24 protein-coding genes and 1 pseudogene are annotated in these 19,527 nt (G+C 73.2%); 10 read left to right on the top strand and 15 right to left on the bottom strand.

What is annotated here, in order from left to right:
• Window positions 1-14: 14 nt before the first annotated feature.
• Entirely contained in the window at window positions 15-743 is a 729-nt protein-coding gene (locus QFW77_RS12085) for an aspartate/glutamate racemase family protein (RefSeq protein WP_280574976.1), read from the top strand.
• Between the two features lie 53 nt (window positions 744-796).
• Complete coding sequence (locus tag QFW77_RS12080; RefSeq protein ID WP_280574975.1) at window positions 797-1,537, top strand: creatininase family protein; 741 nt, start codon at window positions 797-799, stop codon at window positions 1,535-1,537.
• A gap of 45 nt (window positions 1,538-1,582) precedes the next feature.
• Here QFW77_RS12080 and QFW77_RS12075 read toward each other — a convergent pair whose 3' ends face one another.
• The 4 genes from QFW77_RS12075 to QFW77_RS12060 all read right to left on the bottom strand — a co-directional run bounded on the left by QFW77_RS12075 (window position 1,583) and on the right by QFW77_RS12060 (window position 3,202).
• Window positions 1,583-1,849 carry a DksA/TraR family C4-type zinc finger protein gene (locus tag QFW77_RS12075; RefSeq protein ID WP_280574974.1) on the bottom strand — a complete coding sequence of 89 codons (267 nt, stop codon included), beginning with the start codon at window positions 1,847-1,849 and terminating at the stop codon, window positions 1,583-1,585.
• Window positions 1,850-1,974: 125 nt separating this feature from the next.
• Complete coding sequence (locus QFW77_RS12070) at window positions 1,975-2,172, bottom strand: hypothetical protein (protein ID WP_280574973.1); 198 nt, start codon at window positions 2,170-2,172, stop codon at window positions 1,975-1,977.
• A 17-nt stretch (window positions 2,173-2,189) separates the two neighbouring features.
• Window positions 2,190-2,528, bottom strand: coding sequence for a YkgJ family cysteine cluster protein (locus tag QFW77_RS12065; protein WP_280574972.1), 339 nt, complete (start codon window positions 2,526-2,528; stop codon window positions 2,190-2,192).
• Window positions 2,525-3,202: a class I SAM-dependent methyltransferase gene (locus QFW77_RS12060; protein WP_280574971.1), complete on the bottom strand. Its 678-nt coding sequence runs from the start codon at window positions 3,200-3,202 to the stop codon at window positions 2,525-2,527. Before QFW77_RS12060 ends, QFW77_RS12065 begins: the two co-directional genes overlap by 4 nt.
• A gap of 317 nt (window positions 3,203-3,519) precedes the next feature.
• On the opposite strand from QFW77_RS12060, the gene QFW77_RS12055 reads away from it, so the two are divergent.
• Together QFW77_RS12055 and QFW77_RS12050 are read left to right on the top strand one after the other, a co-directional pair.
• Window positions 3,520-3,825, top strand: a complete 306-nt coding sequence (locus QFW77_RS12055; RefSeq protein ID WP_280574970.1) for a DUF2388 domain-containing protein — start codon at window positions 3,520-3,522, stop codon at window positions 3,823-3,825.
• Entirely contained in the window at window positions 3,822-5,696 is a 1,875-nt protein-coding gene (locus QFW77_RS12050) for a DUF7844 domain-containing protein (protein ID WP_425603319.1), read from the top strand. The genes QFW77_RS12055 and QFW77_RS12050 overlap by 4 nt, the downstream gene beginning before the upstream one ends.
• Here QFW77_RS12050 and QFW77_RS12045 read toward each other — a convergent pair.
• Window positions 5,638-6,096 carry an Lrp/AsnC family transcriptional regulator gene (locus tag QFW77_RS12045; protein WP_280574969.1) on the bottom strand — a complete coding sequence of 153 codons (459 nt, stop codon included), beginning with the start codon at window positions 6,094-6,096 and terminating at the stop codon, window positions 5,638-5,640. The two genes, QFW77_RS12050 and QFW77_RS12045, sit on opposite strands and share 59 nt — an antisense overlap.
• 121 nt (window positions 6,097-6,217) lie before the next feature.
• Between QFW77_RS12045 and QFW77_RS12040 the strand changes: the two genes are divergently transcribed.
• Window positions 6,218-7,153, top strand: a complete 936-nt coding sequence (locus QFW77_RS12040; protein WP_280574968.1) for a DMT family transporter — start codon at window positions 6,218-6,220, stop codon at window positions 7,151-7,153.
• On the opposite strand, the gene QFW77_RS12035 is transcribed toward QFW77_RS12040, so the two are convergent.
• From QFW77_RS12035 to QFW77_RS12025, 3 genes are all read right to left on the bottom strand, one after another.
• The gene (locus tag QFW77_RS12035) at window positions 7,122-8,045 is read right to left on the bottom strand and encodes an alpha/beta hydrolase family protein (protein ID WP_280574967.1); all 924 of its coding nucleotides are present in this window, start codon (window positions 8,043-8,045) and stop codon (window positions 7,122-7,124) included. The two genes, QFW77_RS12040 and QFW77_RS12035, sit on opposite strands and share 32 nt — an antisense overlap.
• A 91-nt stretch (window positions 8,046-8,136) precedes the next feature.
• The gene (locus tag QFW77_RS12030) at window positions 8,137-9,975 is read right to left on the bottom strand and encodes a methyl-accepting chemotaxis protein (RefSeq protein WP_280574966.1); all 1,839 of its coding nucleotides are present in this window, start codon (window positions 9,973-9,975) and stop codon (window positions 8,137-8,139) included.
• 90 nt (window positions 9,976-10,065) lie between these two features.
• A complete protein-coding gene (locus QFW77_RS12025) occupies window positions 10,066-11,097 on the bottom strand; it encodes a GGDEF domain-containing protein (protein ID WP_280574965.1) in 1,032 nt (343 codons plus the stop codon).
• Window positions 11,098-11,592: 495 nt separating this feature from the next.
• Here QFW77_RS12025 and QFW77_RS12020 point away from each other — a divergent pair, with 495 nt between their 5' ends.
• Window positions 11,593-11,739: a hypothetical protein gene (locus tag QFW77_RS12020; RefSeq protein WP_280574964.1), complete on the top strand. Its 147-nt coding sequence runs from the start codon at window positions 11,593-11,595 to the stop codon at window positions 11,737-11,739.
• 118 nt (window positions 11,740-11,857) lie between these two features.
• On the opposite strand, the gene QFW77_RS12015 is transcribed toward QFW77_RS12020, so the two are convergent.
• Complete coding sequence (locus QFW77_RS12015; protein ID WP_280574963.1) at window positions 11,858-13,123, bottom strand: amidohydrolase family protein; 1,266 nt, start codon at window positions 13,121-13,123, stop codon at window positions 11,858-11,860.
• Between the two features lie 107 nt (window positions 13,124-13,230).
• Window positions 13,231-13,941: a glutathione S-transferase family protein gene (locus QFW77_RS12010; protein ID WP_280574961.1), complete on the bottom strand. Its 711-nt coding sequence runs from the start codon at window positions 13,939-13,941 to the stop codon at window positions 13,231-13,233.
• 101 nt (window positions 13,942-14,042) lie between these two features.
• Between QFW77_RS12010 and QFW77_RS12005 the strand changes: the two genes are divergently transcribed.
• Window positions 14,043-14,945 carry a LysR substrate-binding domain-containing protein gene (locus QFW77_RS12005; protein WP_280574960.1) on the top strand — a complete coding sequence of 301 codons (903 nt, stop codon included), beginning with the start codon at window positions 14,043-14,045 and terminating at the stop codon, window positions 14,943-14,945.
• Window positions 14,946-15,068: 123 nt separating this feature from the next.
• Here QFW77_RS12005 and QFW77_RS12000 read toward each other — a convergent pair whose 3' ends face one another.
• The 5 genes from QFW77_RS12000 to QFW77_RS11980 all read right to left on the bottom strand — a co-directional run bounded on the left by QFW77_RS12000 (window position 15,069) and on the right by QFW77_RS11980 (window position 17,956).
• The gene (locus QFW77_RS12000) at window positions 15,069-15,308 is read right to left on the bottom strand and encodes a hypothetical protein (RefSeq protein WP_280574959.1); all 240 of its coding nucleotides are present in this window, start codon (window positions 15,306-15,308) and stop codon (window positions 15,069-15,071) included.
• Between the two features lie 259 nt (window positions 15,309-15,567).
• On the bottom strand, window positions 15,568-16,101 hold the full coding sequence (locus QFW77_RS11995) for a hypothetical protein (RefSeq protein WP_280574958.1): 534 nt from the start codon (window positions 16,099-16,101) through the stop codon (window positions 15,568-15,570).
• Between the two features lie 114 nt (window positions 16,102-16,215).
• A complete protein-coding gene (locus tag QFW77_RS11990; RefSeq protein WP_280574957.1) occupies window positions 16,216-17,064 on the bottom strand; it encodes a cyclic di-GMP-binding domain-containing protein, MshE-related in 849 nt (282 codons plus the stop codon).
• Between the two features lie 32 nt (window positions 17,065-17,096).
• Window positions 17,097-17,465 (bottom strand): response regulator, encoded by a 369-nt coding sequence (locus QFW77_RS11985; RefSeq protein ID WP_280574956.1) that lies wholly within the window; start codon window positions 17,463-17,465, stop codon window positions 17,097-17,099.
• Between the two features lie 299 nt (window positions 17,466-17,764).
• Complete coding sequence (locus QFW77_RS11980) at window positions 17,765-17,956, bottom strand: hypothetical protein (protein ID WP_280574955.1); 192 nt, start codon at window positions 17,954-17,956, stop codon at window positions 17,765-17,767.
• Window positions 17,957-18,501: 545 nt separating this feature from the next.
• On the opposite strand from QFW77_RS11980, the gene QFW77_RS11975 reads away from it, so the two are divergent.
• The 3 genes and pseudogenes from QFW77_RS11975 (at window position 18,502) to QFW77_RS11970 (ending at window position 19,482) form a co-directional block, all read left to right on the top strand.
• On the top strand, window positions 18,502-18,795 hold the full coding sequence (locus tag QFW77_RS11975) for a hypothetical protein (RefSeq protein WP_280574954.1): 294 nt from the start codon (window positions 18,502-18,504) through the stop codon (window positions 18,793-18,795).
• A gap of 136 nt (window positions 18,796-18,931) precedes the next feature.
• Window positions 18,932-19,099, top strand: a pseudogene (locus QFW77_RS19140) (hypothetical protein); the annotation flags it as partial.
• A 41-nt stretch (window positions 19,100-19,140) separates the two neighbouring features.
• On the top strand, window positions 19,141-19,482 hold the full coding sequence (locus QFW77_RS11970) for a hypothetical protein (protein WP_280574952.1): 342 nt from the start codon (window positions 19,141-19,143) through the stop codon (window positions 19,480-19,482).
• Window positions 19,483-19,527: the final 45 nt, after the last annotated feature.

The following is a 19,527-nucleotide window of genomic DNA, read 5'->3' as shown; positions in this document are numbered from 1 at the left end:
GAGCCCCGCCGCGCATGGCCCAGCACATCGGAATCGTCGCCTGCTCCGCCGAGGGCGCGGCGCTCTGCTACCGCGCCATCTGCAGCGGCGCAGGGGCGCCACTGCCGCAGCGGTACGCGCATCCGGAGGTCTCCATGCATACGCCGCCGCTGGCCGATTACGTGGCCCGCCTGGAGCGCGGCGACTGGCACGGGGTAGCGGACCTGATGCTGGCCTCGGCGGAAAAGCTGGCGCGTACCGGCGCCGACTTCCTGATCTGCCCCGACAACACCATCCACCAGGCGCTGCCGCAGGTGCTGCCGCGCTCTCCGCTGCCGTGGTTGCACATCGCCGACGCGGTGGCCGCCGAGGCGCTGGCACGCGGCTACCGGCGCATCGGCATTACCGGCACCCGCTGGCTGGTGGACGGCCCCGTCTACCCGGAGAAGCTGGAGGCGCGCGGGCTCGGCTGGGTGCGCCCGGAAGCTGCGGACCGCGACGCCATCGGCGGCATCATCATGGAGGAACTGGTCGAAGGGGTCTTCGATCCGGCCTCGACCCGGCGGTTGCAGCAGGCGATCGCGCGCCTGGGCGATCGCGGCTGCGACGCGGTGGTGCTCGGCTGCACCGAACTGCCGCTGGTGATCGACGGCGCCAATTCGCCGCTGCCGACGCTCGACTCCACCCGCCTGCTGGCGCGAGCCGCGCTCCGGCGCGCGCTGCAGGGCGGCACCGCGCTGCCGCTCAAGCCCGCCGCGGGCTGAGCCCGCGGTACCGGTGGCGGTATGCTTGGCGCCCACCCGCACCGGCAGATCCCATGCGCCTGCAACTGTGCACCTGGCCCGAGGTCGAAGCCTATCTGGCCGGCTCGACCGGCATCATCGTGCCGATCGGATCGACCGAACAGCACGGTCCGAACGGCCTGATCGGCACCGACGCGATCTGCCCCGAAGTGGTCGCCCAGGCCGTGGCCGAGCGCATCGGCGCGCTGGTCGCACCGACCCTTTCGATCGGCATGGCGCAGCATCACCTGGCGTTCCCCGGCTCGCTGGCGCTGCGCCCGTCCACCCTGATCGCGGTGATCGGCGACGTGGTGCGGTCGCTCGCCCTCCACGGCTTCCGCCACGTGTATTTCTTCAATGGCCACGGCGGCAACGTCGCCACCGCCCAGGCGGCGTTCGCCGAGATCCACGCCGATGCGAGCTTCGCGGGCCAGGCCGCCGGACTCCGCCTGAAGCTGGCCAACTGGTACATGGGCGCCCGGGTGCAGCGGCTCTCGCGCGAGCTGTTTGCCGACAGCGAGGGGCATCACGCCACCCCGTCGGAAATCTCCCTGACCTGGCACGCCCATCCGGACCGGGCGAAACCGATGACGATGACCCCACGGCTCGCTCCGGTGGCCGATTTCGGCGACGCCCGCGACTACCGGGAGAAGTTTCCGGATGGGCGGATCGGCTCGGATCCTTCGCTGGCCAGCATCGAGGCCGGCGCGCGCCTGTTCGAGGCCAGCGTCGCCGACACCATCGAGGACTACCAGGCGTTCCTGGCAAGGGGCTGAGACCGCTGCCGGGTCGATTCCGCAACGCCGAACTGCGGGAATGGCTCAGCGCAGCTGGCTGTCCTTGCTGCCGCGGCGGTTGTAGCCTCTGGCAGCGCCCGCCTCGCGGTCCTCGGCTTCCTGGCAGGCCACGCACAGGCGCACCCCGGGCACCGCCTTGCGGCGGGCCTCGGGGATCGGGGACTCGCATTCTTCGCAGCGCGACAGGCCCGGGCCCTGCCGCAGCCGGCTGCGGGCGCGCTGGATCCCATCCTTCACCGTCGCGTCGATCTGGTCCTGCACGGCGCCGTCGCCGGCCCACCCGGTGGCCATCTTCGCCTCCACAATCGGCTCGCTCGGCAGCAGGATATCCGGGGTGCGCTGAACGAAACGCCATCGCGCCCGCGACCGCCGCCGGCCGGAAGGGCCGACGCGGCCACGCGGGGAACGCACCCCAGCTACTCGCCGGCGCCGTCGATCCTGGTCAGCACGCGGGTGATCCCGAGCACTTCGATCCGGCCGCCCGACTTCCGGAAGGCGGCGAGATCCTCGGAGATGCGATCGCTGGTCACGCGCTTGTCGGTACCGCCCTCGGCGGCGCTGCGCGCCTGGCGCGGATGCGGCGACTTGCTCTTGGATTTGGTGGGTTTGGACATGGCTTCCTGTGGAGCTTTCAGTACATGGTCAGTGGGATGCCGCGCCGCAACTGCCCATGGTGGGTGGCGCGGATCTCGCGGCAGTAGGGGCCGCCCATCGAAAACTTCCGGCACACCGCCGGCCGCTGCCCGTAGATCGTGCAGCACATCCGCAGCGGATCGACGGCCACGCACCAGCCGTCCTCGTCGCGCGCCATCACCGCAAGCCCGCGCTCGGTGCGGGTGGTCAGATGGCCGGGCACCTGGTCCTCCGGGTCGAGCACCACGGTGAGCCGGCAGCAGATCGCATCGCAGCGCGCGCACGAGACTTCTCGCTCCATGCCCTCGCGATCCTCGCGGTGCGGGACCCCCTTCATGCCACCTCCGCCGTGATGGCGGCGGCACGGCGGTAGCCGAGCAGGCGGCCGCGGAACGGGGCCACCTCGCCGGCCTCCATCGCCCGGCGCTGCTCGGTGGGGACGTAGCCCTGCGCCACCATCGCCCTGGTGAACGCGCCGCTGTTGCCGCGTCCGGGATCGGCGATCAGCACCTCGGCGGCGGGCTGCGCGTGGCGCTGCAGCAGGCCCGCCAGCGCGGCCACATGGCCGCGCTCGTAGAGCACGTCGCTGCCGATGATCAGGTCGAAGCGACCGAGCGCGCCGGCCGGCGCGTCCCAGTCGAGAGTCCGGTAGGGCACCGCGTCGAGCCCGTTGAGGGCCGCGTTGTAGGCGAGGAACACCTCGGCGAGCGGATGGCGGTCGCTGGCGAGGACGTCGGCGCCCCGCGCGCGCAGCACCAGACTGGCCAGGCCGAGGCCGCAACCGAGCTCCAGGATGCGCTTGCCGGCGACGTCGTGCCCGGCCATCGCCTCGGCGAGCATGCGCCCGGCCGGCCAGACCTGGCCGAACAGGCTCCATTGCGCCGAGGAGATCCCGGCGCGTTCGGCCGCCAGGTCGGGATCGGCGAACTGCTGGACGTCCGCCAGGGCGCGGATCCGAAACTCGCGATCGCCGAGGGCGTGGACGCGGATGTGGGTCTGATAGCCAGGCACGGAGGCTCCCGTTGGGCCGGGTCCCGCGGGGGGACGGAGGCGCGAGGCAGGGAGCGGGACGGCACCGGAACGGCCGCGGGACGCGCGAAACCACGAGCAGCCTGGGCATCTTACGCCCCGCGGGCCGGTCGCAGCGGATCCGGGCCCGCAAAACCCCCTCCCGCTTCAGCCGCCAGCCGGCCAGCGGCCGCCGCAGGCGCATGAACGCCGCACGACCCGCGGGCGCGGAACCCGCCGCAACGGGCGGACCGGGCCGGGCCGGTTCCGGTAGTCTTGCGCCGTCCCGGCGCTCGCCTTCCCCCCAACGGACCCGAACCATGCCCCGTACCGCACTCCTCCCTTTCCTGCTCCTGCTCGCGTGCTCCGTGCCGGCCACGGCCGGCAGCTTCGCCGGCACCTCCGCCGGCGCCTCCTCGGGCGGGTCTTCCGCCTCGTCGGGCAGCACCTCCGGCGACGACAAGGTGGTGCTGCAGGCCCGCGACGATGCCGCCGGCTTCGTCGCCAGCGATGGCCGGATCCGCGGCGCCCGGCTGGAAGCAGCGCTGCGCCTGCTGCGCGAGCGCAGCGACCGGGCGCGCGACGCCAGCGACATGCAGCTGGCCCGGGCGATCCTGACGCAGTGAAACCGCGCGGCCGGCCGGCCCTCCGGCGCTGGCCGCTGCTGCTCCCGCTGCTGCTGTGGGCGGCGCCCGCCGCGGCGCTGCAGTGGGAGGTGGCCGGCGCGGCCGGGCCGCGCCAGGCCGCCGCGCGCGCACTGCTGCAGCTGTCGCTGCAGCGCCTGCCGGCCAGGTGGCGCGAATCGCTGCCGGCGGAGGGCGTACTGGAATGGCGCGACGATCTGCCGCCGGGCGTGCACGGGCGCGCCGGCGGACGCCGGATCCAGCTCGATCGCGCGCTGCTGGACGACTGGATGGCGCGGCCGCCCGGTGCCGGCGTCGACGACCCGGCGACCCGCGCCGCGCTGGCCGCCGCGATCCACGAACTCGCACACCTGCACGACCGGTCGCCCGCCGGCGGCCTGTCGCGAGACCCGCGCCTGCTGGACCTGGCCGGCTGGCAGGTCCGGCCTTTCCGGGCGGGCCTGCGTACGCGCAACGCGTTCACCGACCGCAGCCCAGACCGCTACGAACTGGAAAGCCCCGCGGAGTTCGTGGCGGTGAACCTGGAACATTTCCTGCTCGACCCTGGGTACGGCTGCCGGCGGCCGGGGCTCTACCGTCATTTCGCCGCGCATTTCGACCATGCCCCGCCGGTCGCCGATTGCGCGCCCGGGCTTCCGCTGCTGGTGGCAGATGCGGGCGCCGACAGCCCGCTGCTGCAGATCGATCCGGCACGGGTGCACGCGGTGGACTACCTCTTGGCCGAACCCGACGGCCGCCCGATGAGCCGCTGGGGCCACAGCATGCTCCGGCTGGTGGTGTGCGCCCCGGGCCGCGCGCCCGGCCCGGACTGCCGGCTGGACCTGCAGCATCACCTGGTGCTGTCGTTCCGCGCCTTCGTCGACGACGTGCAGATCTCCAGCTGGCGGGGGCTCACCGGCTCCTACCCCTCGCGGCTGTACGTGCTGCCGCTGGCGCAGGTGATCGACGAGTACACCGGGGTCGAGCTGCGCGGCCTGCAGTCGATCCCGCTGGCGCTCGGCCGCGACGAGGTCGCGATGCTGCTCGAACGCGCGGCGCGCCTGCACTGGAGCTACGACGGGCGCTACTACTTCCTGGGCAACAACTGCGCGGTCGAGACCTTCAAGCTGCTGCACGACGGCGTGCCGCGACTGGCCGGAGCGCGGCTGGCCAGCGTGACCCCGACGGCGCTGCTGCGGCGGCTGGAGCGCGCCGGCATCGCCGACAGCGCCGTGCTGGACGACCGCGAGCGGGCGCAGCGCCTGGGCCACTATTTCGCCTCCGCCAGTGCGCGCTACCAGGCGATGTTCGAGGTGGCCCGCCAGTCCCTGGGCCTGCCGCAGGCGCGGGTGGAGCAATGGCTGGAGCTCGCCGCGGCCCGGCGGCGGCCGTGGCTGGGCCGGGCCGATCTGCGCGCGGCCGCCGCGCTGCTGCTGCTCGAGCAGGCCGCGCTGCGGCGCGAGGAGTCGCGGGCGCGCGACGCGCTCAAGCGACACCTGTCGAGCGACCCCGCGCGACGCGACCAGATCGCCGGAATGCTGCACTGGCAGGGGATCTTCAGCCGTCCTGCCCAGCTGCTCGGCGACGGCGGGTATGGCCTGCCCCAGCGGGACGAACGCGCCGCGCTGGCGCGTTCGGGCGCCGAGCGCGCCAGCGCCTGGCAGGCCGAGCGCGAGCACCTGCACGCGGCGGCGCGCGGCTGGTTGCCGCCCGCGCGCCGCGCCGAACTCGACGCTACCGAGGCCAACCTGGCACTGCTCTCGGCCCGGCTCCGTGAGTTGCACCAGGCCGAGGGCGGGCTGCGGCTGGACGGCGCTATTCCGGCTCGCGGCCCCACAGATGCGGCGGCCGGCGCCGGACCGGCTGGGCCTTGACGATCGCGGTGCTGGTCTCGGCCTGTTCGGCGATGCGGTCGAGGATCTCGTCGAGCTGCGCCATCGAGCGCACGTGGAGCCGGGCGATGAAGCAGTCGTCGCCGGTCACCTTGTCGCACTCGCAGAACTCCGGGATCTCGACCAGCAGCCGCTGCACCAGCTGCAGCCGGCCCGGCAGCGGCCGGATCCGCACGATCGCCTGCAGCGGATAACCCAGCGCTTCGGGGTCGATGTCGACACCGAAGCCGCGGATCACCCCACGCTCCTGCAGCCGCCGCAACCGCTCGGAGACCCCGGGCGAGGACAGCCCGACCTCGGCCGCCAGCCGCTTGAGCGAGATCCGCGCATCGGCGCCGAGCACCTCGAGGATGCGGCGGTCGAGACCGTCGAGCGAAGACATCAGGCCATCTCCTTGGTCTGCCTAATAAAAGAAAGCTAGTTCGCGGAAGATGCTGCCAGAACCGCTGTTGTCCGGCATTGCATTTCAACATCATAAGTCCCGGATCGCGCGGGGTCGAATCATGCAAAAGCACACCCAGGGCACGCTCGAGATGAGCGTCGCGATGGTCATTCTCGGGACCATCGGCTGGTTCGTGGTGGTTTCCGGACGGCCACCGCAGGACGTGGTGTTCTGGCGCTGCCTGTTCGGCGCCGCCACGCTGCTCGCGGTCTGCGGCGCACGCGGCCTGCTGCGCCGCAGGCTGCCTCCGCGCACGCTGGGACTGGCGGCCCTCGGCGGGGCCGCGATCGTGGCCAACTGGCTGCTGCTGTTCGCGGCGTTCCCGCGCGCCTCGATCTCGGTCGCCACCGCGGTCTACAACACCCAGCCGTTCATGCTGGTGGCGCTGGGCGCGCTGCTGTTCGGCGAGCGCCTGACCGGCGCGGGGCTGGCGTGGCTGGGCGCGGCCTTCGCCGGGGTGCTGCTGATCGTCCAGGCCAGGCCCGAGGCCGGCTACGTCGGGCCGGGGTTCCTGGCCGGGGTGCTGCTGGCGCTCGGTGCGGCGTTCCTGTACGCGCTGGCGGCGATCGTCGCCAAGCGGCTCGACGGCACGCCTCCGCAGCTCATCGCCCTGGTCCAGGTCGGGGTCGGCGCGGTCCTGCTCGCGCCGTTCGCGGACTTCGCCGACCTGCCCGCCGACGCCCGCAGCTGGGGCGCGCTGGCGACCCTGGGAGTGGTCCACACCGGACTGATGTACATCCTGCTCTACGGCGCGATCCAGAAGCTGCCGACCCGGCTGACCGGGTCGCTCACCTTCATCTATCCGGTCGCGGCGATCGTCGTCGATGCACTCGCCTTCGGCCACCGCCTCCAGCCCGTGCAGCTGCTCGGAGCGGCGCTCATCATCGTTGCTGCGGCGGGAATGCACCGCGGCTGGGGCGGCCCGCGCGATCCCGAGCCGGCGCGTGGAGCGGTGGCAGCCGGGCTCAGCTGCCGGCCGGGCCGAGGTGCCGGCTGAACCAGGCGGCGACCTCCGCCTGCAGCGCGCCCAGCGCGGCCGACCCCGCCGGTGCGTGGGCCATGCCCTCGACCACCTGCAGCTGCAGGCGCGTTGCGTGCGGGCCGCGGTAGTACGGCCGCAATGCCGTTTCCGCGGCCTGGGGATGGCCGCCGGCGACCATCGCATCCTCCGCGCCGTGCGCGATCAGCAGCGCCGGGGGCGGATCGCCGGCGGCGATGTCGGCGGCGCGTGAGACCACGTCGGACCGCGCCGCCAGGGCGCGTGCGCGGTCGTTCCATGCATAGCTGCCGCCGGTCGCCCGCTCCCAGGCGTCCACCGAGGCGCCGAGGCCGGTGGAGGCGTTGAGCACCACCGCGGCCGACACCGCCACGTCCCGTTCGGCCAGCGCGTGGAACACCGCCGCGCCGCCGGCCGAGAAACCGAACAGCCCGACCGCCGCACCGGGCCGGGCGCAGCCCGCGGCGCGCAGCGCCGCGACCACCGCGGGCAGCTCCCGGGCGCCGGCCATCACCACCGGTTCGAACACGCCGCTGGCCAGATCCTCGGCCTGGCGCCGTGCCAGCTCGCCCGCAGCGGGCGCGCGGGCGCCATGCAGCGGCAGGCCCAGGTACACCTTGACCGCGGGCACGTCGTCCAGCGGCAGCAGCGCCATCAGTTCGCGTTCGCTGCGCGGCGGGCCGAACCCGTGCCAGAGCAACACCGGCGCCAGTTCCACCGCGGCCGGCACGCGCAGGATCGCCGGGACACCCGCCAGGGAGACCTCGACGATCGCGGTCTCCGGGCCGTCCGCCCGGGACGCCGGACACGGCTGCGGCCCGCCGCCGCCGGCGAAGCAGGCCCCCGCCGCCAGCAGCAGCGACAGGATCGGGATGGGACGTGGGATGCGCATGGATCACCTCCACGCGCATGCTGGCACGGCCGGCGCCGCGCCGGCCGGGGCGCGGCGCCGATTCCCGTCATCGGCACATCGCGGCCGGTTTTCAGCCCAGCGCGTAGCCGACCCGGAAACCGCCCCAGTGGCGGCCGCCGACGAAGACCGGGACCGACAGGTCGAACATGATCTCGCCGGTATCGCGACGGTAGACCTGCAGCCGGTAGTCGTCGGTATGGCAGCCGACGCTGCGGCCGACCCGGTCGGTGAAGATCCGCTTGGTCCGGTTGCCCACCAGGTCGCGGGCGGGATCGCCGGTGAGCGGCTGGCTGAAGCGCAGGTTGTGGGTGGGCACGTAGCCGTCCGGGTTGGCGCAGATCGCGAACACGATCCAGGGTTCGGCGGCGGCCGCACGCTCCTGCACCGCGGGCAGCAGCTCGTCGCAGAGCGCGTCGAAGGCGGAATGGAACTTTTCCGGGTTGGTGCCGGGAACCGGCACGTACTCGCGCGAGAACAGCGCGTCCATGGCGATCCGGCCCTCGGCCGCTGCCGCTTCCAGCACCCGACCGACCCGCGCGGCGGCCGCGTGCGCGAGCCCGCGCACGCGCGCGTGGCGCGGCTCGCACAGTGGATCGGCGGGCAATTCGAACAGCCCCACGCAGTCCTGCAGCACGTCGGTGCGCGCCAGCACCTCGCCGGAACGCTCCACCACGCTGAGCGCGTGCTGGTGGTTGCTGTGGGCGAGGCCCGCCACCTCGGCCAGCGATCCGTCCACCGCCCGGATCTCCGCAGCGTGGCCGTCGACCAGACCGGCCACGGCGGCCATCGCCCGCCCGGTCCTGGCCATCATCTCGCCGAGTCCGCCGATGACCTCGCCGGTGGCCTGCGCCGAGCGGCTGCCGTGGGCCAGCGCCTCGGTGGTCTCGGCGATGATGCCGCGCACGTCGCGCGCGGCCGACGCGGTACGTTCCGACAGCGCCCGGATCTCCTTGGCGACCACCGCGAAGCCGCGCCCGACCTCGCCGGCGCGCGCCGCCTCGATGCTGGCGTTGATCGAGAGAATATTGGTCTGGAAGGCCACCTCGTCGATGACCTCGATGATGCCGTTGGCGCACGCCACGCGCTCCTCCACCTGGCGCATCGCCACCGACAGGGTGCCGGCGGCTTCGCAGCCTTCGGCCGCGCGGCCGTCGGCGTCGCGTGCCAGCCCCTGCAGCGCGGCGACCTCGCGGTTGGTCGCCTCCAGCCCCGCGATCAATCCCGCCGCGACCTCGCGCACCCGGGCCAGCGCCGCCACCTGGCCGTCGGACTGGCTGGCCAGCGCTTGGTTCTCGCTGCGCACTTCGGGCATGTCGGCGGCGATCTGGACCGAGAGTTCGACGGCCTGACGGATCGCCTCGGAGAGGTTGCCGAACCCCGCGGCGAGACGACGCGCCAGCGGGTGTTCCGCGAGCTCGGCCGGCGGCAGGTAGTCGAGGCGGCAGGAGGCGAGCCGCGCGGCGGTCTCCTCGAGCAGCGCGCGCTCGGCCGCGGCCGCTTCCAGACGCGCGGCCATCGGTGCGAACGCGGCGCTGATGGAAACCGCGGCGTCGCCGCCGGCGAGCCGGGCGGCGTCGCGCAGCAGCGCGGCGGTGTCCGGATCGGGGAGGCTCAGCCACCAGCCGGCGGCGCCGTTGCGGCGGTAGCGCACCCGGCTGGCGGGATCGCCGCCGGGCGCGTTCCACACCCCCTCCTCGCCCTGCAAATCGGCCAGCTGCAGCCCCCACACGCGCTCCAGCGGGCCCGCGGCGGGCGCATCGTCCAGCCCCAGCAGGTCGGCGGCGCTGCGGTTGGTGGCGAGGATGCGGCCGTTCTCGCCGATGCGCAGCATCGGCACGTCGACATCGGGCAGCGTGGCGGCGGCGATGGTCGCATCGGCAGCGCTGGATGCAGGCTCGGCGCTGCGCATCGGACGGTTCCGGAAGAGGACTTCTCCGCTATCGGCCGCCGGGCGCGGGAATTGAGGGCAGGATCGCCGAGCGCGAGCCGGCGCGCACCCTCAGCGCGCGCCCGCGCAGCGCTCCGGCGAACAGCGCCCATCGCCTTCGATGCAGATGCGGTCGCGACCGTTGCGCTTGGCCTGGTAGAGCGCGCCGTCGGCCCGCATCATCCAGCTCGACCAGTCGTCGTCGGGGTTCAGCATGGCCGCGCCGATCGACGCGCGCACCGGCCCGGAGGGGCCGCGCAGCTCCTCCCGGATCCGCTCCAGCAGCTTGCCCAGCGCCGCCTCCAGCCCGTCGCGGTCGGTCGCCGGAAACAGCACCGCGAACTCTTCGCCGCCGAAGCGGTAGAGGCGGTCCGACTTGCGCAGGTTGCGGCGCAGGATCTCGGCGAAGGCCACCAGCACCCGGTCGCCGGCGTCGTGGCCGTGCTCGTCGTTGACCAGCTTGAAGTGGTCCAGGTCGAGCACCGCCAGCGCGGCCGGCAGCCCGCGCGCGTGGTGACTGGCCACCGCATCGGGCACCTCGGCCTCCATCACCCGGCGGTTGGCCGTGCCGGTGAGCGCATCGCGGGTGGCCAGCGCCTCCATCTGCGAGTGGTGGAAGGCCACCAGCCACGAGAAGATGAACCCGTAGAGGGTCACCAGCGCGGCCGTCGCCAGAAAGGTGGCCTGCGCGTCGGGCGCGGGAAACCCCGCCGGCAGCAGGAACGGGGACGCCATCAGCGCCAGGTTGGCGGCCACCGCGAGCAACCGCGGCCCGATCATGAAGTTGGCGATCATCACCGTGTAGACCCACAGCAGCCCCTCGAGGCCGAGCGCGACCTGGATGCCGACGCAGCCGATCGTGACCAGCGTCACCACGATCGACCCGGCCAGCCGGGTGCGGCCGCTGTGCCAGGCGAACAGCGCGCTGCCGGCGATCACCGCCACCACCAGCACGTCGATCACCGCGGCCAGCCACTGGCCGTTGACCGCGCGAAGGACCGCGAACGGCAGGATCGTGACCGTGGCGAGCGTGCCCAGCAGGCAGATCATCGCCAGCCGGATGTCGGCGCGCAGCTTCTCGAAAATGTTCCTCAGCCAACCCATCCTGCCCTCCCGGCGCCGACGCCGCCGCTCCGACAGGCCTGCACGCGCACCCTGCCGCCCGTCCTGCGCCGCGGCACCCGCGGGCGCGGCTGCAGGCGGATCGACGTCCGCGGATGCGGGTGTCAGTGCGGGGCGGGCGCGACCCGAGGACCCCGTCATCGACCGGCGGGGCGATCGTGGCCGCAACGCAGCGCGCTCCTCTCCGTCCTGCGGGGGCGGCCGCATCCGCACGGCGGAAGACTCCGCACCTGGGCCGTTATCGGCCGGCGTTCGCCCGAGTTGAGCGAAACGCCCGACGCTGGCGGCACCCTCGTGGAACGGCTCGGCTGAAACATGGGCTCGGTTCGTGGGCGGGGAAGCCCCGATTCTTCCTGGCGGCGCATGAAGGCCCCATATGCGCGCTTCAACCCATTGATTCGTATGCCAGACGGCCGCGCCGACGCGAGTCCGCGCCCGCTGCCCTACACTGGGGCGCCATGCCCGGAGCGGCCAACGATGGCAAAACCCAACTACTCGTTCGAAAAGCGCCAGCGCGAGATCGCCAAGCAGAAGCAGAAGGAAGAGAAGCGCGCGAAGAAGCAGGCCGCCAAGCAGGCCGCCGCGCCCGCACCTGCAGGCCAGGCCCCCGCCGGCGGCGAATGAGCGGTTCGGAGACGCTGCGGCCGCGCTAGCTCCCCGCATCCCACGTCTTCCGCCCGACGCGCGAAGCGGCGGCGGCGGGCGGAGCACGGCGCTCCGCGCGCTCGCGCCGAGGCTCCGCTCAGCGCACCGAAGCTTCGGCGCCGCCCCCTGGAGCGGCCGCGGCCGCATAGATCAGCTCGCCGGCGCGGATCGTGGCGCGCACCTCGGCGAAGCCACGCACATCGGCCCTCGGGTCGGCCCGCAGCAGCACGAGGTCCGCCCGCATCCCGGGCGCAATCCGGCCCTTCCTGCCGCCCTGCCCGAAACGCGCGGCGGGCGCGGTGGTCAGGCTGTCGAGGATCTGGCGCCAGTCGAGTCCGGCGCGCGCCATCAACTCGAATTCGCGGCGGGTGTCGAGGTGGTCGATATAGCCCACGTCGGTGCCGAACAGGACCGTGCCTCCGGCCGCGGCGAACGCACCGAGCTGTCGGGCGGCAGCGTCGAGGACGCGTTCGCGTACTTCGTCCGGGGCGCGCTCGCGGCGCAGTTCCACCTCGAACAGCGTCAGCGTCGGCACCAGTGCCAGGCCCGCCGCGCGCATCCGCTCGACCAGCGCCGCATCCCATGCCCCCATGGAAGGCGTGGTGTGCGCCAGCACGTCGACCCCACTGGCCATCGCCACCTCCAGGCCGGCCAGATCGGTCGGATGCGCGAACGCTGGCTTGCCGGCGGCGTGCGCCTCCTCCACCACCGCGCGAGCGATCGCCACGTCCATCGGCACCACCCCCGCTTCGACGATGGCGCCGGCGAACAGCTTCACCCCGTCGGCGCCGGCGGCCAGCTGGCGTCGCGCCCGCTCGCGCGCCTGGGCGGGGTCGGCGACCTCGGCGCTCGGGGCGCCGATCCGCTCGAGCAGGTCGCGGACGTAGACCGGGGTGCCGCCTTCGGGAAAGAACGGCGCGTCGACGTACAGCACCTCGGGACCCGCCACCTCTCCCGACTCGATCCGCGCCCGCATCGCCGCGGCGTCGCCGTGGAACGAGGAAATGTCGAACACGGTGGTGAAGCCCCGGCTGGTCAGCGCTTCGCGCACCGCGGCCTCCAGCTCCGGCGCGGGCCGGGTGGCAGGCGCGCGCAGCGCCGGGGACAGAAAATGCACATGGCTGTTCCAGAAGCCCGCGGTGAGGAAGCCTCCTTCGCCGTCGATCACGGTCGCGCCGGCGGGAACCTCGACCTCGCCGGCGGCGCCGACGGCCACGATCTCGCCATCGCGCACCAGCACCGCCCCCCCGACGATCGCCGGGGCCTCCGGCGCGGGCTGGATCGTCGCTCCGACGATCGCCAGCTCGGCGGCCGCCAGCGGCGGCGCGCAGGCCAGGCACAACGCGATGATCAGCTGCTTCATGGCGGCTCCGTGCGTGGGGGACGCCATGGTGATCCCTGGCCGCGGCCGTTGCCACTCCGGGAGACCCAAGCCGCCCCCAACCCCGGGGCGCCCCGGCGAGCCGGCGCTCAGCCGGCCGGGGCGGCCGCCAGCGCCAGCGCCTCGTCCAGGCCGACCTCGCCCTGGAAGCCCGGGCCGCCGCCCGCGGGCCGCCCCGCCTCCACGGCATGGGCGAACGCGACCGCCGGGTCGGCTTCGAGCCGCTGGTACAGGCGCTGCAGGCCGGGATAGTCGGCGCGGTCGACGACCGCGTGATAGCCCGTCCAGCGCGCGATGCCGACGAAGTAGGCATCCGCCAGGGTGCGGTGCCCGCCGAGCAGCCACGGTCCATCGCCGAGCATGCGCTCCAGATCGGCATGCGCCCTGGCGACGGCCGCGCGCCCGTAGTCGACCAGCGCCTGCCGGGCCGCGCCATCGACGGCGTGCTCGAGTGCGTACCAGAGCGGCGAGAACGCGCCGAAGAAGCTGGTGTTGAGAAACCCCAGCATCTGGTTGAGGCGGTCGAACCCGGGGCTGCGCTGGGGGAAACCCAGGCCGGCGTCGATGGCGCGTGCGCCGAGGTGGTTGAGGATCGCCATGCTCTCGCTGAGTGCCGCGCCTTCGGCGGTCAGCAGCGTCGGCGTCTCGCCGACCGGGTTGAGGCGACGGTAGCCCGGGCCCGAGACGTCCTCGGGCATGCGCACCCGGCACAGGCGATAGGGGGCGCCGAGCCACTCGAGCGCGACGATGCTGCCGAACGAGCAGCCGGATGGAACGCCGTAGAACAGGATGGGGGTCATTGCGGTCTCCGCGGGGATGGCGCCTGTAAAGCTACTGGTGTGGACTTCAGCCGTGTAGACCGTAAAAATGCGCCGCAAAGTCCACTCGTGGAGACGATGGCGTGCTGAATCTCAACGACCTGCGGTACTTCGTTGCGGCCGTCGACAGCGGCGGGTTCGCGGCTGCCGGCCGCCTGCTGGGGGTGCCGAAGTCGACGGTCAGCAAGCGGGTCGCGGAACTCGAGCGCGCGCTGGGCGCGCGTCTGGTGCACCGCACCTCGCGCAGCTTCGCGTTGACCGGACCGGGGCGCGATTTCCACGAGCGCGCGGCCGCCGCGCTGGTCGAGGCCGAGGCCGCGGAGACCGCGGTGCGGGCGCGCCAGGCCGAACCCAGCGGTCCGGGCCGGATCACCAGTTCGGTGCCGGTCGCGCAGCAGTTGCTCGCCCCGCACCTGCCGCGGCTGGCGGCCGCGCACCCCCGGCTGCGGCTGCAGCTCGACGTGAGCGACCGCTTCGTCGACATCGTCCAGGAGGGCTACGACATCGCGGTGCGCTCACACGCCGCGCCGCTGCCCGATTCGGGCCTGGTCCAGCGCCAGGTCATGGCGGAGCCGGTGATCCTGGTGGCCGCACCGGCCTACCTGGCCTGCCGCCCCGCGCCGGCCGCGCCGGACGCACTGGCCGACCACGACGGCCTGCTCACCGGCGCCGGCAACACCGCGTGGCGGCTGGAGGGTCCGGGAGGCGCGGCGGTGCTGGTCGAACCGCGCGCCCGGATGGTCGCCAACGAATCGACCGTCCTGCTTGCCGCGGCGCATGCCGGGCTCGGCATCGCCTGCCTGCCGGAGCTGCTGTGCGATCCCGCGTTGCGGGCAGGCACGCTGCTGCGGGTGCTGCCGGGCTGGCGCGCCGGCACCGTCGTCACCACGCTGCTGCTGCCGCACCGGCGCGGACAGCTGCCCGGGGTGCGTGCGACGGTGGAGTTCCTGGCCGCGTGCCTGGCCGCGGAGGCGCCGGCGCGCTGAACGCTGCTGCCGCGGCGCCGTCCCGCAGGCCGGGGTCACGCCCCCGGGGCACGCCCGTCGCGGCCAGCAGCCGCGCATCGGTGCGGCAAGGGCGTGGCCCCGGCCTGCGGAACCGGGGGATCGCTATCCGCTGCAGCCGCCGCAGCAGACCGAGGGCTGCTGGATCACCTGGCCCTCGCCCACTGCGCAGCCGACGCTGCCGAGCAGCGCCGCCAGCTGCGCGGCGGCCATCGAGGTGGACACCCGCAACGTTGCACCAGCGGCATCGAGGTCGACCAGCGCCGCCGGGTCGAGCGCGGCGAGCGCGCGCTCCACGGCGGCGAGGTCGGGCGGCGTACCCGGGACCGCGACATGGAATTCCATTGCAATCTCCACGAAGTCGCCGGCCGGCGCCTGCCGGCGCAGCGCGGCCGTCCACCGACCGCCAGTCCATGCTCGACCCGTTCCGCCCGGACCGCGCTGACCTCGGTCAAGAACTCGTCGAGAACGCACGCCGGGGCAGTTCCGCCGGCGGCGCGGCAGTCGCCACGCGATCCCGCCGGGGAGGGCCGGATCGAGCTTCGGGAACGCCTTGGACCGGCGGCGTGGGCGGAGGCCGTAGGCAGCCGGCCGCTGGCGCCCGCTACAGGGTGCGGATGGTGTCGCCGCCCGCTGCTTCGAGGAGTTCCTGCGCCTGCGCGCATTGCTCCGCGCTGGTCGCGTGGACCAGCAGCACCGTGCGCCCGGCGGCGTGGGCCTCGCGCGCCTCGAGCACGTACGGGTCGTGATCCGGCCGCAGCGAGACCAGCCCGCCCGCGAACAACCCCGCGACCGCGCCGAAACCGACGATCGCCCCCGCCGCCATCAGCGGCGACTGGGCGATCAGCGGCAAGCCCATCGCCAGGAGGATCGCGAACGCCAGCGCGCCCAGCACCGCGCCGGCGATCCCCAGCCACAGATGGCTGCGCAGGATGGTGCGGAAGATGCCGCGGTCCTCGGGCTCCAGGGCACGGTCCAGGCCGGTCTGGCCCGGTTCCACCACCCGCACCTGCGCGATCCCCAGCGCGAGGCGTTCGCGCACGCCGGCGGCGGCCGCCTGCGCCGCCTCCACGCCGTCGAACGCGGCCGCCACCTTGTGGTCGGAGGCCTCGCCGGTCAGGCCGCTCGCGACGTTCATCGCCGCGCGCCCGCCGGGCGCCATGGGAACGAGATCGCGCCTGCGGCTCCGGCCATCGCCGATCCTCCTGATGGGACCGCCCCAGCCTACGCCGTTGGGCTGTCTACGCCGCGTTCATGCCGCGACCAGCAGCACGAACCGGCCGACCTGGGAATTCATCGACACCGCCAGCGTATCGGCCCGCGCCAGCAGCTCGCTGGCGGGCTCGCCCAGATCGGGCGGCGAGGCGCGATAGTCGGCGTCCTCCGGCAGCGCATCGCGGGTGACGTAGCCCACCAGCACGTTCACCAGTTCGCCCAGCGCATCCTCGGCCAGCGCCTGGTCGCATTCTTCCTCGGGCATCGACAGGAACGCGCCGGCGATGCGCGCAGCGGTGGCGTCGTCGCAGGCCACGGCCAGGCGCAGCGGCCGCTCCGCCTGCACTCGGACCTGTGCGGTCAGGTTGCAGCCGTCCAGCCCGTCGGGGGCCTCCACCAGGCTCGAGAAGCGGCAATGCGCGTGCAGCAGGCGCGGGAACAGCCGGGTGCACGTATTGATCGCGCCTGCCAGCACGGTCCCCGCGGGGTGCGCGGCGACCCCGAGCTCCAGCGCCCTGTCGGCATCGGCACGTTCGTGTTCGTGGCTGCGCAGCGCGGTCTCCAGCTGCGCGACCGTCAGCGCGCCCTGCTCCACCAGGATCTCGCCGAACAGCCGGCGCCCCTTGCGCTGCCGCTCCAGCAGCTCGGCGACGTGCTCGGGGCCGAGCAGGCCCATTTCCAGGGCCAGGTCGCCGAAGCGCCGGTCCTGGCTGCGCTGGCGCGCGTTGATCCGCTCGGCCTGCTCCGCATCGAGCATGCCGGCGGCGACCGCGAGTTCGCCGAGCACCGGATTGGATGCGCGCTGCGCGTCGAGCGCGTCGAGCAGTTGCTGCCGGTCGATCAGGCCTTCTTCGAGCAGGTACTGGCCAAGGAACTTTGCCGCCATGGGGTGTCGCCTCCTGTATTGGACCAGACCGCTCAGCCGGCGACGCCGCGGAGCACGCGCACCATCGCTTCTGGGTCGATGGGCTTCTGCAGATAGGATGCCGCGCCCATGCGCAAGCAGTCCTCGATGTCCTTCTTCGCACCCAGCGAACTCAGGATCACCACCCGGGCGTCGGCATCGTATTCCAGCAGCGCCTGCAGGGTCTGCTTGCCGTCCATCTGCGGCATCACCAGGTCCAGCAGCACCACCGCCGGACGGTGCGCGCGATAGCCCTCCACCGCTTCGGCACCGTTGCCCGCTTCCGCCACCACCTCGAAGCCGGCTTCCGAGAGCTGCCTGGCGGTGAGCATGCGCAGAGCGCGCGAATCGTCGCAGAGCAGTACGGTCGGTCGGGCTGTCATGGGGATCGACTCCAGTCGGGTGAGCGCGTGGTGCTGACTCGATCGGCCGCGCGCCCGGTTTCTTGAGCCCGGTCACGCCGGGAGCGCCAGCCGGCTCGCAGCGGCCGGATCCGGATGTCGCGCCGGCCCGGGAAGACGCAACGCTCATTCGCGCGCGCGGTTCGGCATCGACGTGCTGTACGGCCGCTTCGGCCGGCCGACCCGCGAGATTCCCCGGTGGCGCAACCGGCACCGTGATACGCGTGGCGAACGGCCGCTGCCGATCTTCGGCAGAGACCGTGCACGCGCTCCAGGGACCCCTACGCCTCCAGCGATGCCTGCAGCGCCAGGGCCAGGCCCGCGTCGCCGCTGACGATCTCCTGCCAGCCCAGCTCTACGCCCTTGCGCCGGCCCTTGGGCACGAGCTTCATGCCTTCCGGATCGATGGTCAGGGTATAGCTGTGCCCGTCCACGAGGACCTCGCGGCGCAGGGGCTTGTCCAACCTGGTCATCGTGCCTCTCCGCTGTCATGTATCGCGGGAGGGTACGGCGGAAAGCGTCCAGCGACCGCGATCAAGGCCGGCCGCTATCGGGCGCACGCTGTCGGCCAACCCGCGGAGCCCGCGACGATCGAACCATCCGCGGCGAAGGCGTCGAGGCGAACGAACAGGAGGCCTGCGCATCTCGGTGCTGCGGCGGTGTTCGTGGAGAGCGTGGCGGGGAGTGGAATCCTGCCTGCAGCGCGCCTCGCTGCTTGCGCTGATGCCGCAGTGGCCGGTGCGCTGACCTGCGAACGCTGCCGCGGGATCGCGCCGGCCGACCACGACGTGCGCGAGGCGCTCGGCGAGGCCGCCGCGGCTGTGCGCCCTGATCCTTCCTGACGCCGGCCGACCGAGCCACCGGCTGAACGTACCTTCATCCGTCCGCCAGGGGCCGCAGGCGCTCCGGTGAAGCTGAACGCGAGGAGCCTCGCTGCTGCGCCCATCACTTCGCCTCAACAGCCCATCGCCAAGGATGCCCCCGTCGTCCATTTCGTGGGCCCACAGGAGAACCCAGCATGAAACCAGCAATCTTCAAGTCCACCGCCCTGGTCGCCGCCCTCGGTGCAGCCCTCTCGCTGGCCGCCTGCCAGGTCGAGAAGACCCAGGAAGGCGAGATGCCCGATGTCGACGTGGAAACCACGGGTGGACAGCTTCCCGCATACGATGTCGAGACCGCCGATGTCGAGGTGGGGACCCGGACCGAGACGGTCGAGGTCCCGGAGGTCGACGTGACCACCGAGCAACGCGAAATCGAGGTTCCCGACGTGGACGTGACGATGCCGGAGGAGAAGGAAGAGAGCCAGAACTGACCTTCCCCGCTCGCGAACCACAAGGGACGCCGCGCAAGCGGCGTCCTTTTTTTGTTCTTCTCCACTTCGCGGAAAGCGCGCATCCGTCCGCCGGTGGGCCCGCGCGTGGAGAACCGCCTTCTTGTGTGGCGGCGTCATGCCGGGCCCGGCTCTTCCTGAAGCATCCCGCGGAACGCTTAGAGTAGGCGGCACTCCCAGGACGGATGCCCCGATGCCGAGCAGGCGCGTTCCCCGCGAACCTCTGGAAGGCAGCGACCCGCGCATCGGGCTGAACGCCGGGCAGGTGGCCGAGCGGCGGCGGCGCTTCGGCGGCAACGATGTGGCCGAAACCGCTCCGAGGCGCTGGTGGTCGGTGCGGTCGCCACCGGCGCGGTGCTGGCCGGATACGCACTCGGCGGGCGGGCCGGGGGAAGCGAGGACCCCGCGGCGGCAGCGCGGTCGCTGGCGCTGGCGGTGCTGCTCCTCTGCAGCGTGGTGTTCCTCGCGGCGCTGACCGGCCTGCGCGGACGGGCGCCGCGCGCGATCGCCGCGGCAGGGCTGGCGAGCGCCGCGCTGATCCAGGTACCGGCACTCTCGGGTTTGCTCGAGGTCCAGCCGCCGGCACCTTGCGCGCTTGCCGCCGCCCTGGCCGCTCTGGCGGGGCTGGCGACACTGCCGCTGCGGAGGGTGCTGGACGCAGGGCCCTGACCCGACGCATTCAAGAAGTGTGACGGATTGCCGTTATCCTGTGAT

This window comes from Luteimonas endophytica (genome assembly GCF_029887875.1).
GTDB classification, from domain to species: Bacteria; Pseudomonadota; Gammaproteobacteria; order Xanthomonadales; family Xanthomonadaceae; genus Luteimonas; species Luteimonas endophytica.
The sequence above is the reverse complement of the archived record's forward strand: the minus strand, read 5'-3'. Positions and strand labels throughout refer to the sequence as shown.

What these genes read in the sequence shown, in the direction of transcription:
- QFW77_RS11990 (WP_280574957.1), bottom strand. Translation starts at nt 17,064, where the DNA reads ATGGCGGCAAAGTTCCTTGGCCAGTACCTGCTCGAAGAAGGCCTGATC.
- QFW77_RS11980 (WP_280574955.1), bottom strand. Translation starts at nt 17,956, where the DNA reads ATGACCAGGTTGGACAAGCCCCTGCGCCGCGAGGTCCTCGTGGACGGG.
- QFW77_RS11985 (WP_280574956.1), bottom strand. Translation starts at nt 17,465, where the DNA reads ATGACAGCCCGACCGACCGTACTGCTCTGCGACGATTCGCGCGCTCTG.
- QFW77_RS12010 (WP_280574961.1), bottom strand. Translation starts at nt 13,941, where the DNA reads ATGACCCCCATCCTGTTCTACGGCGTTCCATCCGGCTGCTCGTTCGGC.
- QFW77_RS12045 (WP_280574969.1), bottom strand. Translation starts at nt 6,096, where the DNA reads ATGTCTTCGCTCGACGGTCTCGACCGCCGCATCCTCGAGGTGCTCGGC.
- QFW77_RS12020 (WP_280574964.1), top strand. Translation starts at nt 11,593, where the DNA reads ATGGCAAAACCCAACTACTCGTTCGAAAAGCGCCAGCGCGAGATCGCC.
- QFW77_RS11995 (WP_280574958.1), bottom strand. Translation starts at nt 16,101, where the DNA reads ATGAACGTCGCGAGCGGCCTGACCGGCGAGGCCTCCGACCACAAGGTG.
- QFW77_RS12075 (WP_280574974.1), bottom strand. Translation starts at nt 1,849, where the DNA reads ATGGCCACCGGGTGGGCCGGCGACGGCGCCGTGCAGGACCAGATCGAC.
- QFW77_RS12070 (WP_280574973.1), bottom strand. Translation starts at nt 2,172, where the DNA reads ATGTCCAAACCCACCAAATCCAAGAGCAAGTCGCCGCATCCGCGCCAG.
- QFW77_RS12000 (WP_280574959.1), bottom strand. Translation starts at nt 15,308, where the DNA reads ATGGAATTCCATGTCGCGGTCCCGGGTACGCCGCCCGACCTCGCCGCC.
- QFW77_RS12035 (WP_280574967.1), bottom strand. Translation starts at nt 8,045, where the DNA reads ATGCGCATCCCACGTCCCATCCCGATCCTGTCGCTGCTGCTGGCGGCG.
- QFW77_RS12015 (WP_280574963.1), bottom strand. Translation starts at nt 13,123, where the DNA reads ATGAAGCAGCTGATCATCGCGTTGTGCCTGGCCTGCGCGCCGCCGCTG.
- QFW77_RS12085 (WP_280574976.1), top strand. Translation starts at nt 15, where the DNA reads ATGGCCCAGCACATCGGAATCGTCGCCTGCTCCGCCGAGGGCGCGGCG.
- QFW77_RS11975 (WP_280574954.1), top strand. Translation starts at nt 18,502, where the DNA reads ATGAAACCAGCAATCTTCAAGTCCACCGCCCTGGTCGCCGCCCTCGGT.
- QFW77_RS12065 (WP_280574972.1), bottom strand. Translation starts at nt 2,528, where the DNA reads ATGAAGGGGGTCCCGCACCGCGAGGATCGCGAGGGCATGGAGCGAGAA.
- QFW77_RS12025 (WP_280574965.1), bottom strand. Translation starts at nt 11,097, where the DNA reads ATGGGTTGGCTGAGGAACATTTTCGAGAAGCTGCGCGCCGACATCCGG.
- QFW77_RS12030 (WP_280574966.1), bottom strand. Translation starts at nt 9,975, where the DNA reads ATGCGCAGCGCCGAGCCTGCATCCAGCGCTGCCGATGCGACCATCGCC.
- QFW77_RS12080 (WP_280574975.1), top strand. Translation starts at nt 797, where the DNA reads ATGCGCCTGCAACTGTGCACCTGGCCCGAGGTCGAAGCCTATCTGGCC.
- QFW77_RS12040 (WP_280574968.1), top strand. Translation starts at nt 6,218, where the DNA reads ATGCAAAAGCACACCCAGGGCACGCTCGAGATGAGCGTCGCGATGGTC.
- QFW77_RS12055 (WP_280574970.1), top strand. Translation starts at nt 3,520, where the DNA reads ATGCCCCGTACCGCACTCCTCCCTTTCCTGCTCCTGCTCGCGTGCTCC.